The sequence below is a fragment of the Pseudomonas sp. St290 genome, assembly GCF_018325805.1.
GTDB classification, from domain to species: Bacteria; Pseudomonadota; Gammaproteobacteria; order Pseudomonadales; family Pseudomonadaceae; genus Aquipseudomonas; species Aquipseudomonas bijieensis.
Genome location: NZ_AP014703.1, coordinates 6,291,438 through 6,306,158 on the forward strand (window position 1 = coordinate 6,291,438; position 14,721 = coordinate 6,306,158).

10 protein-coding genes and 1 pseudogene are annotated in these 14,721 nt (G+C 62.6%); 7 read left to right on the forward strand and 4 right to left on the reverse strand.

Annotated elements, in window-relative coordinates; all coding sequences use genetic code 11:
• The first annotated feature begins 122 nt into the window (after nucleotides 1-122).
• From PBDP_RS27610 to yccS, 6 genes and pseudogenes are all read left to right on the forward strand, one after another.
• Complete coding sequence (locus tag PBDP_RS27610) at nucleotides 123-1,565, forward strand: TldD/PmbA family protein (RefSeq protein WP_212801561.1); 1,443 nt, start codon at nucleotides 123-125, stop codon at nucleotides 1,563-1,565.
• A 14-nt stretch (nucleotides 1,566-1,579) separates the two neighbouring features.
• On the forward strand, nucleotides 1,580-2,917 hold the full coding sequence (locus tag PBDP_RS27615) for a TldD/PmbA family protein (RefSeq protein WP_212802545.1): 1,338 nt from the start codon (nucleotides 1,580-1,582) through the stop codon (nucleotides 2,915-2,917).
• Nucleotides 2,918-3,017: 100 nt separating this feature from the next.
• A pseudogene (gene mdtD / locus PBDP_RS27620) lies at nucleotides 3,018-4,454 on the forward strand (multidrug transporter subunit MdtD); the annotation flags it as partial.
• A 298-nt stretch (nucleotides 4,455-4,752) separates the two neighbouring features.
• Entirely contained in the window at nucleotides 4,753-6,090 is a 1,338-nt protein-coding gene (gene dbpA, locus PBDP_RS27625; RefSeq protein ID WP_232199893.1) for an ATP-dependent RNA helicase DbpA, read from the forward strand.
• A 187-nt stretch (nucleotides 6,091-6,277) separates the two neighbouring features.
• Entirely contained in the window at nucleotides 6,278-7,456 is a 1,179-nt protein-coding gene (locus PBDP_RS27630) for a BaiN/RdsA family NAD(P)/FAD-dependent oxidoreductase (RefSeq protein WP_176688987.1), read from the forward strand.
• A 276-nt stretch (nucleotides 7,457-7,732) separates the two neighbouring features.
• Nucleotides 7,733-9,916 carry a YccS family putative transporter gene (gene yccS / locus PBDP_RS27635; protein ID WP_109755066.1) on the forward strand — a complete coding sequence of 728 codons (2,184 nt, stop codon included), beginning with the start codon at nucleotides 7,733-7,735 and terminating at the stop codon, nucleotides 9,914-9,916.
• Between the two features lie 132 nt (nucleotides 9,917-10,048).
• On the opposite strand, the gene PBDP_RS27640 is transcribed toward yccS, so the two are convergent.
• Nucleotides 10,049-10,786 (reverse strand): substrate-binding periplasmic protein, encoded by a 738-nt coding sequence (locus PBDP_RS27640; protein WP_109755067.1) that lies wholly within the window; start codon nucleotides 10,784-10,786, stop codon nucleotides 10,049-10,051.
• Between the two features lie 260 nt (nucleotides 10,787-11,046).
• Here PBDP_RS27640 and PBDP_RS27645 point away from each other — a divergent pair, with 260 nt between their 5' ends.
• Nucleotides 11,047-11,499 carry a GNAT family N-acetyltransferase gene (locus tag PBDP_RS27645; RefSeq protein ID WP_109755068.1) on the forward strand — a complete coding sequence of 151 codons (453 nt, stop codon included), beginning with the start codon at nucleotides 11,047-11,049 and terminating at the stop codon, nucleotides 11,497-11,499.
• Between the two features lie 128 nt (nucleotides 11,500-11,627).
• Here the strand turns inward: PBDP_RS27645 and PBDP_RS27650 are convergent, their stop codons facing one another.
• The 3 genes from PBDP_RS27650 to PBDP_RS27660 are packed head-to-tail and all read right to left on the reverse strand — an operon-like array spanning nucleotide 11,628 to nucleotide 14,598.
• Nucleotides 11,628-11,924 (reverse strand): winged helix-turn-helix domain-containing protein, encoded by a 297-nt coding sequence (locus tag PBDP_RS27650; RefSeq protein WP_109755069.1) that lies wholly within the window; start codon nucleotides 11,922-11,924, stop codon nucleotides 11,628-11,630.
• Between the two features lie 4 nt (nucleotides 11,925-11,928).
• Complete coding sequence (locus tag PBDP_RS27655) at nucleotides 11,929-12,432, reverse strand: M48 metallopeptidase family protein (RefSeq protein ID WP_014340617.1); 504 nt, start codon at nucleotides 12,430-12,432, stop codon at nucleotides 11,929-11,931.
• A 42-nt stretch (nucleotides 12,433-12,474) separates the two neighbouring features.
• Nucleotides 12,475-14,598: a putative bifunctional diguanylate cyclase/phosphodiesterase gene (locus PBDP_RS27660; protein ID WP_212801562.1), complete on the reverse strand. Its 2,124-nt coding sequence runs from the start codon at nucleotides 14,596-14,598 to the stop codon at nucleotides 12,475-12,477.
• Nucleotides 14,599-14,721 lie beyond the last annotated feature (123 nt).

The following is a 14,721-nucleotide window of genomic DNA, read 5'->3' on the forward strand; positions in this document are numbered from 1 at the left end:
ACCCGACCTGGCATCGTAAATCCCCATCTTCCTTGATCCCTCCCCCACCCCAGGCCTACTCTAGAGCCACCGCGTCAATACGCCACACGCCGCTGCACCGCCACTCCAGACAAGGAGGTTCCATGTTCGACGTCCACCCCCAGCTCAAGCAGCGTTTTGCTGCCTTGCGCACGGGCGCTGAATTCTTTTCCCTGCGTTACGTGCGCGAGTCCGGCCAGCACTTGTCGGTGCGCAAGAATGTCGCCGAACCGCCCAGCCTCAGCCGTGATGAAGGTGCGATGCTCACCGCACGGGTCAACGGGGTCGAGGCGTATGCCGCTACCAACGACCTGTCCCAGGCCGGCCTGCAAGCGGCGCTGGAACAGGCCGAACGACACGCTCGCGGGCTCAAGCCCCACGCCCTGCTCGACCTGCGCGAGCAAGCGGTGTCCAGCGACCGCGCAGATTACTTCTCGCCGAATTTCGACCAGGCCTTTCCTGCCCTGAGCGACTGCTACCAATTGCTCGGCGACGAATCGGCCGCAGTCCCCCAGGACGAACGCCTGGTGAACTGGCAGGCCAGCATCGGCCTGACCCAGGTCGAGCAGATCTACCTCAACAGTGCCGGCGCTGAACTGCGCCAGGCCCAACGCTTCATCTACCCGGCCCTGGAAGTCACCGCCTTCGACGGCCACGACAGCCAGACCCGCACCCTGGGGCGGGAAAATTTCGGCCAGCAAGGCGGCTTCGATGTGATCAGCCGCTGCGGCCTGATCGGTGCCGGGCTGAAAATCGCCGACCAGGCCCTGCAATTGCTGATGGCGCCGAACACGCCGCAAGGCCCCCGCGACCTGCTGCTGATGCCCGACCAGATGATGCTGCAGATCCACGAGTCCATCGGTCATCCGCTGGAACTGGACCGCATCCTGGGAGACGAGCGCAATTACGCTGGCACCAGTTTCATCAAGGCCAGCGACTTCGGGCACCTGCAATATGGCTCCAGCCTGCTGAACGTCACCTTCGACCCGGATATCCCCGAGGAATTGGCCAGCTACAGCCATGACGACGAGGGCACTGCCGCCAGCAAACAGTTCCTGATCCGTGATGGCCTGCTGCTGCGGCCATTGGGCGGTGCGCTGTCGCAATTCCGCGCGGGCCTTGCCGGTGTCGCCAACAGCCGCGCCTGCGGCTGGAATCGTCCGCCCATCGACCGCATGGCGAACCTGAACATCGAACCTGGCGACCAGACCCTGGAGCAACTGATCCAGGGCACCGAGCACGGCGTGCTGATGCGTACCAACCGCTCCTGGTCCATCGATGATGCCCGCAACAAGTTCCAGTTCGGCTGCGAGTGGGGCCAGTTGATCGAGAACGGCGAGCTCAAGGGCGTGGTGAAGAACCCCAACTACCGCGGCATTTCCGCGCAGTTCTGGAAGAGCCTGCGCGCCGTGGGCGATGCCAGCACCTTCCAGGTCCTCGGCACGCCGAACTGTGGCAAGGGCGAACCGAACCAGGTCATCCGCGTCGGCCATGCCTCGCCGGCCTGTGTGTTCAGCAACGTTGATGTGTTTGGGGGAGATGCCTGATGAGCTCCGAAAATATGAGCACCGTCAAGAATCAGGCCGAGGCATTCAAGGTTTTGGTCGACTGGCTGCGCGCTGCGCTGCATGAGCCTGAACAGTTCACCCTCGGCTACGCCGCCGAGTCCTCGGCCTTCGTGCGCTTCAACCACGGCAAGGTGCGCCAGGCCGGGCAGGTGCAACAGGCCAATGTCAGTTTCAAACTGATCGACGACGGCCGCCACGCCGACCTGCAGATCACCTTGTCCGGCAACACCGAGACCGATCTGCAACGCCTGGCCGAAGGCCTGCAACAGCTGCGCGAAACCTTGCCGCTGCTGCCCCGCGATCCGTATCTGCTGCTCAACCCCAACCACTGGCAGAGCCATAACGTGCAGGACCATCCGTTGCCGGATACCGAGCAGGCCGTGGCTGAAATCACTCGCGCCGCCGCAGGCCTGGACCTGGTGGGTTTCTACGCCGCCGGGCCCATCAGCCGAGGCTTCGCCAGTTCCTCGGGCGCGTTCGGCTGGCATCAGGCCAACAGCTTCAACTTCGATTTCAGCCTGTTCCATGAAAACGGCCAGGCAGTGAAAGCCAGCTACGCCGGGCATGCCTGGAGCAGCGAAGGATTTGCCCGGCGCTTCGAGCAGGCCCGCGAGCAATTGGCGTTTCTCGGCCGCCCGCTGCGCACGCTGGCGCCCGGCGAATACCGCGCCTACCTGGCACCGGCCGCCCTGGAAGAAATCATGGGCATGCTCAGTTGGGGAGGATTCTCGGCCCGGGCGATTGCCAGCAAGCAGAGCCCGTTGCAGAAGTTCTACGCCAACGAAGCCAGCCTGAGCCCCGACGTATGGCTGAGCGAGCAGGTCAGCGGCTCCTTGAGCCCGGCGTTTTCCGACGAAGGTTATCCCCGCGATGACCTGGCGCTGATCGCCACGGGCACGGCCAACGCACGGCTGGTCAACTCCCGCAGCGCCGCCGAATACGGCCTCGCCGCCAATGGCGCCAGCAGCTACGAGTACCCCACCGCGCTGGACATGCAGGGCGGGCAACTGGCGCAAAAAGACATCCTCGAACAACTTGGCACCGGGCTGTACATCAGCAACCTCTGGTACCTGAACTACTCGGACCAACCGGCCGCCCGCCTGACCGGCATGACTCGCTTCGCCACGTTCTGGGTCGAGAACGGCCAGATCGTGGCGCCGGTCAGTACCATGCGCTTCGACGACAGCGTCTACAGCCTGCTCGGCTCACAACTCGAAGGCCTGACCCGGGAGCGGGAACTGCTGCTCTCGGCCAGCACCTACAGCCAGCGGGCCACGGCTTCGATGCTGTTGCCGGGGGCGCTGGTCAAGCGGTTGACCCTGACCCTGTAAAAAGCATCGCGGGCAAGCCTTGCTCCCACAGGATGTGCGCCATGCATGTGGGAGCAAGGCTTGCCCGCGATGAAGCCACCATCAACACCGGACACAAACAAGAGGTCCCATGCCCAACCGCGCACCGCTCGACGCCGTCACCGCCCGCTGGCTTCCATGGGTCGTGGCAATCGCCTTCTTCATGCAGTCCCTGGACGGGACCATCCTCAACACCGCCCTGCCCGCCATGGCCAGTGACCTGGCGGAAAACCCGTTGCGCATGCAGGGCGTGATCATTGCCTACATGCTCACCGTGGCGCTGCTGATCCCGGCGTCGGGCTGGGTCGCCGACCGCTTCGGCACCAAGAAGATTTTCTTCGGGGCGATCCTGTTGTTCAGCTTCGGCTCGCTGCTGTGCGCCCTGTCCAATTCGTTGAGCATGCTGATCGGTGCGCGAGTCATCCAGGGCCTGGGCGGTGCATTGATGCTGCCGGTGGGCAGGCTGGTGGTGCTGCGGGCGTACCCGCGCTCGGAGTTGGTGCGAATCATGGGCTTCATCACCATTCCCGGCCTGCTCGGCCCGCTGATCGGGCCGACCATGGGCGGCTGGATGGTGGAATACCTGACCTGGCACTGGATCTTCATCATCAACCTGCCGGTGGGTGTGATCGGCTGTTATGCGGTATGGAAGTTCATCCCCGACCTGCGCGGCAGCGAGCGAACGCGGTTCGATGGGTTGGGGTTCCTGCTGTTCGGCGCGGCGATGGTGCTGATCACCATTGCCATGGAGGGCCTCGGCGAACTGCACCTGCCGCACCTGCGGGTGATGTTGCTGCTGTTCGGCGGCATGGCCTGCCTGGCGGCCTACTGGCTGAGGGCCGGGCACGTCGAGAACGCGCTGTTCCCACCGTCGCTGTTCAAGACCCGGACCTTCGCCGTGGGCATTCTCGGCAACCTGTTCGCCCGCCTGGGCAGCGGCGCCCTGCCGTTTCTGGTGCCCTTGCTGCTGCAAGTGGCCCTGGGTTATTCACCGTCCCAGGCCGGCATGAGCATGCTGCCCCTGGCGGCGGCGGCAATGGTCGCCAAGTCCGTGGCCCGGCCGCTGATCGAACGCCTGGGCTATCGCATCGTCCTGACCGGCAACACCCTGGCCCTGGGCCTGATGCTGGCGAGCATGGGCCTGGTCAGCGAACAGACGCCGTATTGGCTGCTGCTGGCGCAACTGGCGGTGCTGGGGGCAATCAACTCGTTGCAATTCACCGCGATGAACACCGTGACCCTGATCGACCTGGACGACGCCAGTGCCAGCAGCGGCAACAGCCTGCTGTCGGTGGTGGCGCAACTGTCCCTGAGCCTGGGCGTGGCCTGCGCCGGCGCCTTGCTCGGCGGCTTCACCGCCCAGGTTGGCAACGACGGGGTGGAGACGGTGCTGGGGGCGTTCCAGCTGACGTTCGTGACGGTGGGGATCATGGCGATGCTGGCGGCGACGATTTTTTCCCAGTTGTCGAAACAGGATGGACGGCGGGTCAAGCGGCCGGATGAGCATATCGAGCACTAAGCGGCTTCGTGGCTTGGCGCTTTTTGTGGGAGCAAGGCTTGCCCGCGATGCAGGCGACTCGGTTTTCCTGGGGGAAATGCGTCGCCTGCATCGCGAGCAAGCTTTGCTCCCACAGCTCCAGAGCTCCCAAAGTTTCTGGAATTGCCCGCCCCCAAGGGCAGGCCCTGCCCTCACAGCTCGTCCAGAACTTTCGAAGAAAGTGGCACGAGGCTGCTACACTGCGCGACATTTTGTTTTGCAGGCCAGTCCCGTGACCACCATTGCCACCGCTTTTAATACTTTGCCGCTGTCCGCCGCCATGCTGGCTAACCTCGAATCACTCGGTTATGCCCAGATGACGCCGATCCAGGCGCAGAGCTTGCCGGTGATTCTCAAGGGCATGGACCTGATCGCCCAGGCCAAGACCGGCAGCGGCAAGACCGCGGCCTTCGGCATCGGCCTGCTGAACCCGATCAACCCGCGTTTCTTCGGCTGCCAGGCACTGGTGATGTGCCCGACCCGCGAGCTGGCCGACCAGGTCGCCAAGGAAATCCGCCGCCTGGCCCGCGCCGAAGACAACATCAAGGTCCTGACCCTGTGCGGTGGCGTGTCCTTCGGTCCGCAGATCGCCTCCCTGGAACACGGCGCCCACATCATCGTCGGCACGCCGGGACGCATCCAGCAACACCTGCGCAAGGGTTCACTGGTGCTCGACGGCCTCAACACGCTGATCCTCGACGAAGCCGACCGCATGCTCGACATGGGTTTCTACGACGCCATCGAAGACATCATCCAGCAGACCCCGGAACGCCGCCAGACACTGCTGTTCTCCGCCACCTACCCGGTGGGCATCAAGCAACTGTCGTCCAAGTTCATGCGCAACCCGCAGCAAGTGAAGGCCGAGGCGTTCCACTCCGACGCGCAGATCGAGCAGCGTTTCTACGAGATCTCTCCCGAAGAGCGCATGGACGCGGTGGTCAAGGTGCTGGCGCATTTCCGCCCGGCCTCCTGCGTGGCGTTCTGCTTCACCAAGCAGCAGGTCCAGGAAACCGTCGACCATCTGACGTCCAAGGGCATCTCCGCCGTCGGCCTGCACGGCGACCTGGAACAGCGTGACCGCGACCAGGTGCTGGCGATGTTCGCCAACCGCAGCACCTCGGTGCTGGTGGCCACCGACGTGGCGGCCCGCGGCCTGGACATTGATGCCCTGGACATGGTGATCAACGTCGAACTGGCCCGGGACTCGGAAATCCACATCCACCGCGTCGGACGCACCGGTCGCGCCGGCGAGAAAGGCATCGCCATCAGCCTGGTGGCGCCATCCGAAGCCCACCGCGCCCAGGCCATCGAGCAACTGCAGAAGTCGCCCCTGAGCTGGGACCAACTGGACAACCTCAAGTCCCAGGGCGGCGGCCCGCTGCTGCCAGCCATGAGCACCCTGTGCATCGGCGCCGGGCGCAAGGACAAGGTCCGCCCCGGCGACATCCTCGGTGCCCTGACCGGCGAGGCCGGCATCCCCGGCGCCCAGGTCGGCAAGATCGCGATCTTTGATTTCCAGGCCTACGTGGCCGTGGAGCGCGGCATCGCCAAACAGGCCCTGCAACGCCTGAACGATGGCAAGATCAAGGGCCGGTCGTTGCGGGTGCGGATCCTGTAATCCAATCGCCTGACAAACAGAGATCAAACTGTGGGAGCGAGCTGTGTGGGAGCAAGGCTTGCCCGCGATGAAAACGCCGCGGTCTCTTGAGGACTCCAGCGCCTGGATCGCGAGCAAGCTTTGCTCCCACACAGCCCGCTCCCACAGTGGTTTTCGGTGAAATTAGAATTTGTGAGGGGACACCGTTTTGCGCTCTACCGAAGTCGTGATCATTGGCGCTGGCGCCGCGGGGTTGATGTGCGCGCTGACCGCCGCCGCGCGCGGGCGGCAGGTGATGTTGCTGGACCACGCCAACAAGGCTGGCAAGAAAATCCTCATGTCGGGCGGTGGACGCTGCAATTTCACCAACATGTACACCGAGCCGGGCAATTTCCTCTCGCAGAACCCGCACTTCTGCAAGTCGGCCCTGGCCCGCTACACCCAATGGGACTTCATTGCCCTGGTGGCCAAGCACGGCGTGCCCTATCACGAGAAAAAACTCGGCCAGTTGTTCTGCGATAACAAGTCCAGCGACATCCTCGGCCTGCTGCTCGATGAATGCGACCAGGCGGGCGTCAACCTGCACCTGGACACCTCGATCACGCAGATCGAAAAAACCGACGGCGGCTACCTGCTGCAAACCACCCTCGACACCATCGCCTGCCAATCCCTGGTGATCGCCACGGGCGGGCTGTCGATCCCGACCCTGGGGGCGACCGGTTTCGGTTACCAGGTGGCCAAGCAGTTCGGTCACCAACTGCTGCCGACCCGCGCCGGGCTGGTGCCGTTCACCATCACCGACCAGCTCAAGGCGCTGTGCACCGAGCTGTCAGGGACGTCGGTGGATTGCCTGGTGAGCTGCAACGACCAGAGCTTTCGCGAGAACATCCTGTTCACCCATCGCGGCCTGAGCGGTCCGGCGATCCTGCAGATTTCCTCGTTCTGGGAGCCGGGGGACACGGTGCAGATCAACCTGCTGCCTGACCACGACGTTCCGCAATGGCTGCAACAGCAGCAGGCCGAACGCCCCAACAGCGAACTGAAAACCCTGCTGGGCGAGCTGTTCACCAAGAAAATGGCCAACCTGTTGGCCGACACCTGGTTCGTCTCCAAACCCATGAAGCAATACACCCACGCGGAACTGGCGGACATCGCCGAGAAACTGGCATGTTGGAACCTCGTCCCGGCCGGCACCGAAGGCTACCGCACCGCCGAAGTCACCCTGGGCGGCGTCGACACTCGGGAAGTCTCGTCCAAGACCATGGAATCACTGAAAAGCCCCGGGCTGTATTTCATTGGCGAAGTGCTGGACGTCACCGGGCACCTGGGCGGGTTCAACTTCCAGTGGGCGTGGGCTTCGGGATACGCTGCCGCGCAATACGTCTGAGCCCAATCGATGCTGAGCCTGCTTTTGTGGCGAGGGAGCTTGCTCCCACTCGACTGCGCAGCAGTCGCAAAACAGGCACCGTGCTCTATCTGAAAGAGCGCGCGTAGACCAAAGGGGCTGCTTCGCAGCCCAGCGGGAGCAAGCTCCCTCGCCACAGATAAAGTGGCCTCAGGTGTCCCCCGGAACACTTTTTGCTGCCAGATGTGATCGCCGCCATTGCGTCGGCGTCATTACTGCCTCAATTTAGCGTCATTGCCCGTCAGGCCCGTGCACTTCATGTCATCGAACTCGTTTAGCCAGTCTTTGCGTCGCCTTTGGGCGTTGGATAAGTTCAGTTATAGCGTGCGGGTGTTCATCGCCCTGACCGGCAGCATGGGGCTGTGCTGGTATCTCGATGAGATGGCATTGCTGATCCCCCTGTTCCTGGGCATCATCGCCAGCGCCCTGGCCGAGACCGACGACGGTTGGCAGGGCCGCCTCAACGCGCTGGCCGTGACCCTGGTGTGTTTCACCGTCGCGGCGCTGTCGGTGGAGTTGCTGTTCCCCTACCCCGTCCTGTTCATCATCGCCCTGGCCCTGGCGGCCTTCGGCCTGACCATGCTCGGCGCCCTGGGTGAGCGCTATGGCGCCATCGCTTCGGCCACGTTGATTCTTTCGGTCTACACCATGATCGGCGTGGACCAGCGCGGTGGCGCGGTCACCGACTTCTGGCATGAACCCCTGCTGCTGGTCGCCGGTGCCGCGTGGTACGGCTTGCTGTCGGTATTGTGGCAGGCATTGTTTTCCAACCAACCGGTGCAACAAAGCCTGGCGCGGCTGTTTCGTGAGCTGGGGCGCTATTTGAAACTCAAATCGTCGCTCCTGGAGCCGATCCGCCAACTGGACATCGAAGCCCGACGCCTGGAGCTGGCCCAGCAAAACGGCCGGGTGGTCGCGGCACTCAACAGCGCCAAGGAAATCATCCTGCACCGCGTGGGCAACGGCCGGCCCGGGTCCAAAGTCAGCCGCTACCTGAAGCTGTACTTCCTGGCCCAGGACATCCACGAACGCGCCAGCTCTTCGCACTACCCCTACAACGCCCTGGCCGAGGCCTTCTTTCACAGTGACGTGCTGTTCCGCTGCCAGCGCCTGCTGCGCCAGCAAGGCAAGGCCTGCCAGGCATTGGCCGAGTCGATCCAGCTACGCCAGCCGTTCGTCTACGACGACACCTTCGCCGAGGCGCTCAACGACCTGCACGCTTCCCTCGAACACCTGCGCATCCAGAGCAACCCGGCCTGGCGCGGCTTGTTGCGTTCGTTGCGGGCACTGTCGGTGAACCTTGCCACCATGGACCGCCTGCTCAGCGACGCGAGCAACCCCGACGCCCTGGCCGACGCCACCGACAGCAGCCTGCTCGACCGCTCGCCGCGCAGCCTCAAGGATGTCTGGCTGCGCTTGCGCACTCAGCTCACGCCCACCTCGCTGCTGTTCCGCCATGCCCTGCGCTTGCCCCTGGCTCTAAGCGTGGGTTACGCCGTGGTGCACATGATCCACCCGTCCCAGGGCTATTGGATCATCCTCACCACGCTGTTCGTGTGCCAACCCAACTACGGTGCCACCCGGCGCAAGCTCGGCCAACGGATCATCGGCACGGCCATCGGCCTGACGGTGGCCTGGGCGTTGTTCGATCTGTTTCCCAACCCACTGGTGCAATCGAGCTTCGCCATTGCCGCCGGGGTGGTGTTCTTTACCAACCGCACGACCCGCTACACCCTGGCAACTGCCGGGATCACCATCATGGTGCTGTTCTGCTTCAACCAGGTGGGCGACGGCTACGGGCTGCTGCTGCCGCGGTTGTTCGATACCCTGCTCGGCAGCCTGATCGCCGGGCTTGCGGTGTTCCTGTTCCTGCCCGACTGGCAAGGTCGGCGGCTGAACAAGGTGTTGGCCAACACGCTGACCTGCAACAGCATTTACCTGCGCCAGATCATGCAGCAATACGCCGCCGGCAAAAGCGACGACCTGGCCTACCGCCTGGCCCGGCGCAACGCCCACAACGCCGACGCCGCGCTGTCCACCACGTTGGCGAACATGCTCATGGAGCCGGGGCATTTCCGTAAGGAAGCCGATGTGGGGTTCCGCTTCCTGGTGCTGTCCCACACGCTGCTCAGTTACCTGTCCGGCCTGGGTGCCCACCGAGGCACCGAACTGCCGGCGCAGGTACGCGAGCAACTGATCGACGGTGCGGGGGTGAAATTGGCGGCAAGCATCGACGAAATTGCCCAGGGCCTGGCGAGTAAAACGCCGATTGTGGTCCAAAGCGACGAGGAGGAGGCCCTGGCCAATGAGCTTGAGCAGATGCCCGATGAAATCGACGAAGGCCAGCGCTTGGTGCAGACGCAATTGGGGTTGATCTGTCGGCAACTCGGTCCATTGCGGACCTTGGCGGCGCATTTGGTCAAGGACACCAGCGAGGCTTGAGGCTTGTGGCGGTTAGGCGGGCCTCATCGCGAGCAGGCTCGCTCCCACAGTGGATTGTTGGCGTACATAGACCTTGTGTTACAGCAGGTCCATGTGGGGGCGCGCCTGCTCGCGATAGGGGCGGCTCAGGCCCTACATCCCATGTGCCTTCAACAACCGCGCATAACTCCCATCCGCCTTCATCGCCGCGATCTCCCGGTCAAACCCGGCCACGATCTGCTCATGCTCCGGGCTCTTCAGGCTGACCAGGATGTGCAGGCTGTTTTCACTCAATGGCTTGGGCAGGAATTCCACGGCACTACGCACCTTGGCCGATTCGCGGGCCAGGTAATAGCGCGCGACGTATTCGTCCTCCAGGGTCAACTTCACGCGGTCGGCCGCCAGCATGCGCACCGCCATCGCGAAGTTGTGCACAGGAACTTTCTGCATTTGCGGGTCTTCGTCGAAGTCCTTGGAATAGGCATAACCGCGGACCACGGCGATGGGATAGGCGTGCAGCTGTTGCAGGCTGTCGAACTGGATCGATTCGTCCTTGCGCTTGATGAAGCGCACGCGGTTGAGCAGGTATTCGGCCGAGAACTGGCCGATTTGAGTGCGCTCCTCGCTGTACCAGGCGTTGACCAGCACGTCATAGCGGCCCTCGCTGATACCCAGCATCGCCCGGGCCCAGGGCACCTGTTCGAAGTCCGTGGCATAGCCGGCCCGCGCCAGGGCCGTGGCGACGATATCAGTCGCCAGGCCGCCATTGACCAGCGTGGAATCGGTAAAGGGTGGCCAGGCATCGGCGACCAGACGCAGCTTTTGCGCGCAAGCCTCGTAGCTCAGCAACAGCAACCCGATCAATGCAAGAGCTCGATGCAATCGCGGCATGCCAAACATCCTTGACGGGTTCAAAGCCCGGTTTGTTTTTAGCCGAAACCCAACGGACATCCTCAGACATCCGGTCCTAACATTAGCTCATTGCAACCGCTACGCAGCGCTGTCACGAAGATTACACAAAGAAGACAACGCCGCGACAGGGGAATGATGGCATTTTGGTCTTTGTCACAGATTTTCCAGCCACCCGAGTAAAGAGACTTCCGGGCAAAGCACGCTTAATATCGGCATCAGGTTCTTCAGGAAATTCAAAAATGGATATCGAATGGGTCTGCAAACATCACAGTGACCTGAGCAAGGAACAGCTGTATGCCATCCTCAAACTGCGTGCCGAGGTGTTTGTCGTCGAACAGAACTGCGCCTACCCGGACGTCGACGGCCTGGACCTGGAAGGCGACACCTGCCATCTGATGGCCTGGCAGGACAACCACCTGGTGGCCTACCTGCGTTTGCTCGATCCGCACTCGCAGAACAGTGACGTGGTGATCGGACGGGTAATCATCGCACCGCAAGCGCGCGGCCAGGGACTAGGCCACACACTGATGGAAGAGGCGCTGAAGCAGGCCGAGAAACATTGGCCCGGCACGTCGATCTCATTGTCCGCCCAGGCGCATTTGCAGGGGTACTACGGGCGGTATGGGTTTGAGGTGGTGGGTGTGGAATATCTGGAGGATGGGATTCCACACATCGGTATGCATCGGCCCTGAGGCCCTCTTCGCGAGCAAGCCCCGCTCCCACAGTGGATCTTCAGCGAATGCAAAAATTTGTGTACGAAGACGATCAAATGTGGGAGCGGGCTTGCTCGCGAAGAGGCCAGCCCAGACACAGCCAATGTTCAGGGGTATTCAAGCACCGCCTTGATCCGCTGCAAATTCCCCTCGATCCACCCCCGATCGATCGCCCCCCAATCGCGAATCCGATAACGCCCGGCATGATTGCGTGCGCCCTGCTCCTGCTCGAACTCACAAATGATATCCAGGTCAGCCAGCGCGGCGACGGTGTCCTGGGCGGTGCGCCGTGGCATGCCGGTGGCTTCGGTGAGAGCCGGGATGTTGCTGGCCACGCCGCTGTCGATCAGGTACGCCACATACAAACGACGGTAGAAGCTGGTCTTGGTCTTGCTGACGTCCATCGGGTCATTCCTTGTGGGGTTGCAGGTCCCGCCAGGTCAGGTACACCCGCAGGTCGAATTCCAACTGGTGATAGCCCGGCAGCATGTGCTCGCAGAGTTGGTAGAACGCCTTGTTGTGGTCCGACTCCTTGAAGTGCGCCAGTTCGTGCACCACGATCATGTTCAGGAACTCGGGCGCCGCGTCCTTGAACAGCGCAGCGATGCGGATTTCCTTCTTGGCCTTGAGCTTGCCGCCCTGCACCCGCGACACCGCCGTGTGCAGGCCGAGGGCGCGGTGGGTCAGGTCCAGGCGATTGTCGAACAGCACCTTGTCGATGGCTGGCGCGTTACGCAGGTATTGCTGCTTGAGATCCAGCGCGTAACCGTACAGAGCCTTGTCGCTCTGGATCGGATGCCGCCCGGGATAGCGCTGTTGCAAGTAATCGCCCAGACGGTCCTGGGCGATCAATTGCTGCACTTGGGCTTGCAGGGCGGCGGGATAGGCCTGGAGGTATTTGAGCGCGGTCATCAAGAGGCAACACTGTCACAAGAGGCCGCCAGTGTAGCGAATTCAGGCCTGCACCGCGCTCCAGTCGAATGGTGTGGCGAAGGCATTGGTGTCTTCGGCCATCAAGGGCCGCGCCACGAGGAACCCCTGCACGTACTCACAGCCATGGGCCTGCAACCACCGATATTGCTCGTGGGTTTCCACCCCTTCGGCAATCACCCGCAAGCCCAGTTGCGTACACAGGTCGATCACCGAGGCGGCCAGCGCGGCATCCCGGGGCGACCCTGGCAGGCGGGCAATCAAGTGTCGGTCGAGCTTGAGCGTATCGAGCTCAAGGTCGCGCAGATGGGTCAGTGAGCAAGGCCCCGAACCGAAGTCATCCAAGGCCACGCGCACCCCGAGGTGGCGCAGCAGGCGCAATTGCTTTTGGGTTTCATCGGGATTGCGCATCAGCGCGTCCTCGGTCACCTCGACCTCCAACTGTCGAGGCTTCAAGGCATGGCGTTCCAGGACCTGGCGCAACTCGGTCACCAGGTTTGGCATGCCGAACTGAGTACTGCTCAGGCTCACTCCCAACACCAGGTCATCAGCGAACAAGCGCTCCCAGACTTTGCGCTGGGCAGCGCTGCGATGATAAATCCAGCTGCCCAGCCGACTGATCAACCGCGCCTCTTCCAGCAAGGGCAGGAACAGGCCCGGCGGAACATCGCCGACGCTGGGGTGCTGCCAGCGCAACAACGCCTCGAACCCGCGAATCCGCCCGTCGACGATACTCACCTGCGGCTGGTAGACCATATTGAAATCGCGATTCTCGATGGCCGAGCGCACGCTCTCTTCGAGCATCAGCCGTGAACGGGCTCGACCGTTCATTTCGTGGTCGTAAAAACGGTATTGCTGGCGACCGGCACGCTTGGCTTCGTACATGGCGATATCGGACGCCCGCAGCAACCCATCGAGATTGGCGCCACAATCCGGGTACGTCGCGATACCGATGCTGGCCCCCAGGGCCACGTCCATGCCTTCGATCTGCTGGCAGATCGCGACTCGCTCGATAAGCTTCTCTGCGATCTTGGCCGCCTGCTCGGGAAATTCCAGGTCCAGCAGCGCCGTGAACTCGTCCCCGCCCAGCCGCGCCAGGATATCGAATGGCCGCAGGCACGCCTTCAACTGCTCCGATACCCAGCGCAATACCCGGTCGCCGGCATCGTGCCCCAGCGAGTCATTGACCCGCTTGAAGCCATCGAGGTCCAGGTACAGCAGCACCCAGTTGCTTTCCAGTCGCTCGCTGCGCATCAACAGATTTTCCGCGGTCTGGTAGAACCCGCGGCGGTTGAGCAATCCGGTCAGCGGGTCTGTGACAGCCTGGTATTCGAGTTGCTGATGCAAGTGGCGCACCACGGACATGTCCTGGAGTGTCACCACCATCGCTTTCTGCTCCGAGGGCAACGGCGCACAAGACAAGGCCACCGACACCTGTTGGCCGGGTGCAGTGCGCAGGACTGCATCATGCAAACGCCAGGTTTCACCACGACGGTAGGCGTTGTGGATATCGGAATCGATCCATTCGGGGATGTGCGGTTTCTGCAGGAAATCCAGGAACGGCATGTCCTGCAAATGCTCGGCGGTGGCATTGAGCAAGCGGCAGGTGGACGGGTTGGCGAAACGAATAAACCCATTCTCATCCACCACCAGGATGCCTTCGGCGGCGTTGTCCAGCACCGAGGCGTTGAAAGCCCTGGCCGCTTCGAGATCCTGGCTCAGGCGCTGCAAGGCCCGGCGATTGCGCTGGTGCTCGAGCAACGCCTGGACCTTGGGTTTGAGGATCTGCGGATCGAAGGGTTTGAACAGGTAATCCACGGCACCACTGGCGTAGCCCTTGATCACCGCATCCTGGGATTGTTCGTTGGCGGTCAGGAAAATGATCGGCGTGAGCCGCGTGCGCTGGCTGCCGCGCATCAGGCGCGCCACTTCGAAACCGTCCATGTCGGGCATCTGTACATCCAGCAGAACCAGGTCGATGTCATGTTCGAGCAGCAGGTTAAGCGCCTCGACCCCCGAGGACGCGGTCATGACTTGCCAATCCTGACGCTGCAACAAGGCTCGCATGCTGAGCAGGTTTTCAGGGTAATCATCAACAATCAAAAGGACAGAGCTGTCTTCGCCGAGCGGTGGTTGCGCGCATTCCATGCTGCTTCTCTTATCGGGCGCCACGTCCGTTTTTACGTAGCAAAGCGGACAAATACTGTCCCCTCACTCTAGACCGGGATTTTGAAAAGCAGTAGGTGTCAACGCGCCATCATCCAGGCAAAG

What these genes read in the sequence shown, in the direction of transcription:
- PBDP_RS27610 (WP_212801561.1), top strand. Translation starts at nt 123, where the DNA reads ATGTTCGACGTCCACCCCCAGCTCAAGCAGCGTTTTGCTGCCTTGCGC.
- PBDP_RS27615 (WP_212802545.1), top strand. Translation starts at nt 1,580, where the DNA reads ATGAGCACCGTCAAGAATCAGGCCGAGGCATTCAAGGTTTTGGTCGAC.
- dbpA (WP_232199893.1), top strand. Translation starts at nt 4,753, where the DNA reads ATGCTGGCTAACCTCGAATCACTCGGTTATGCCCAGATGACGCCGATC.
- yccS (WP_109755066.1), top strand. Translation starts at nt 7,733, where the DNA reads ATGTCATCGAACTCGTTTAGCCAGTCTTTGCGTCGCCTTTGGGCGTTG.
- PBDP_RS27640 (WP_109755067.1), bottom strand. Translation starts at nt 10,786, where the DNA reads ATGCCGCGATTGCATCGAGCTCTTGCATTGATCGGGTTGCTGTTGCTG.
- PBDP_RS27645 (WP_109755068.1), top strand. Translation starts at nt 11,047, where the DNA reads ATGGATATCGAATGGGTCTGCAAACATCACAGTGACCTGAGCAAGGAA.
- PBDP_RS27650 (WP_109755069.1), bottom strand. Translation starts at nt 11,924, where the DNA reads ATGGACGTCAGCAAGACCAAGACCAGCTTCTACCGTCGTTTGTATGTG.
- PBDP_RS27655 (WP_014340617.1), bottom strand. Translation starts at nt 12,432, where the DNA reads ATGACCGCGCTCAAATACCTCCAGGCCTATCCCGCCGCCCTGCAAGCC.
- PBDP_RS27660 (WP_212801562.1), bottom strand. Translation starts at nt 14,598, where the DNA reads ATGGAATGCGCGCAACCACCGCTCGGCGAAGACAGCTCTGTCCTTTTG.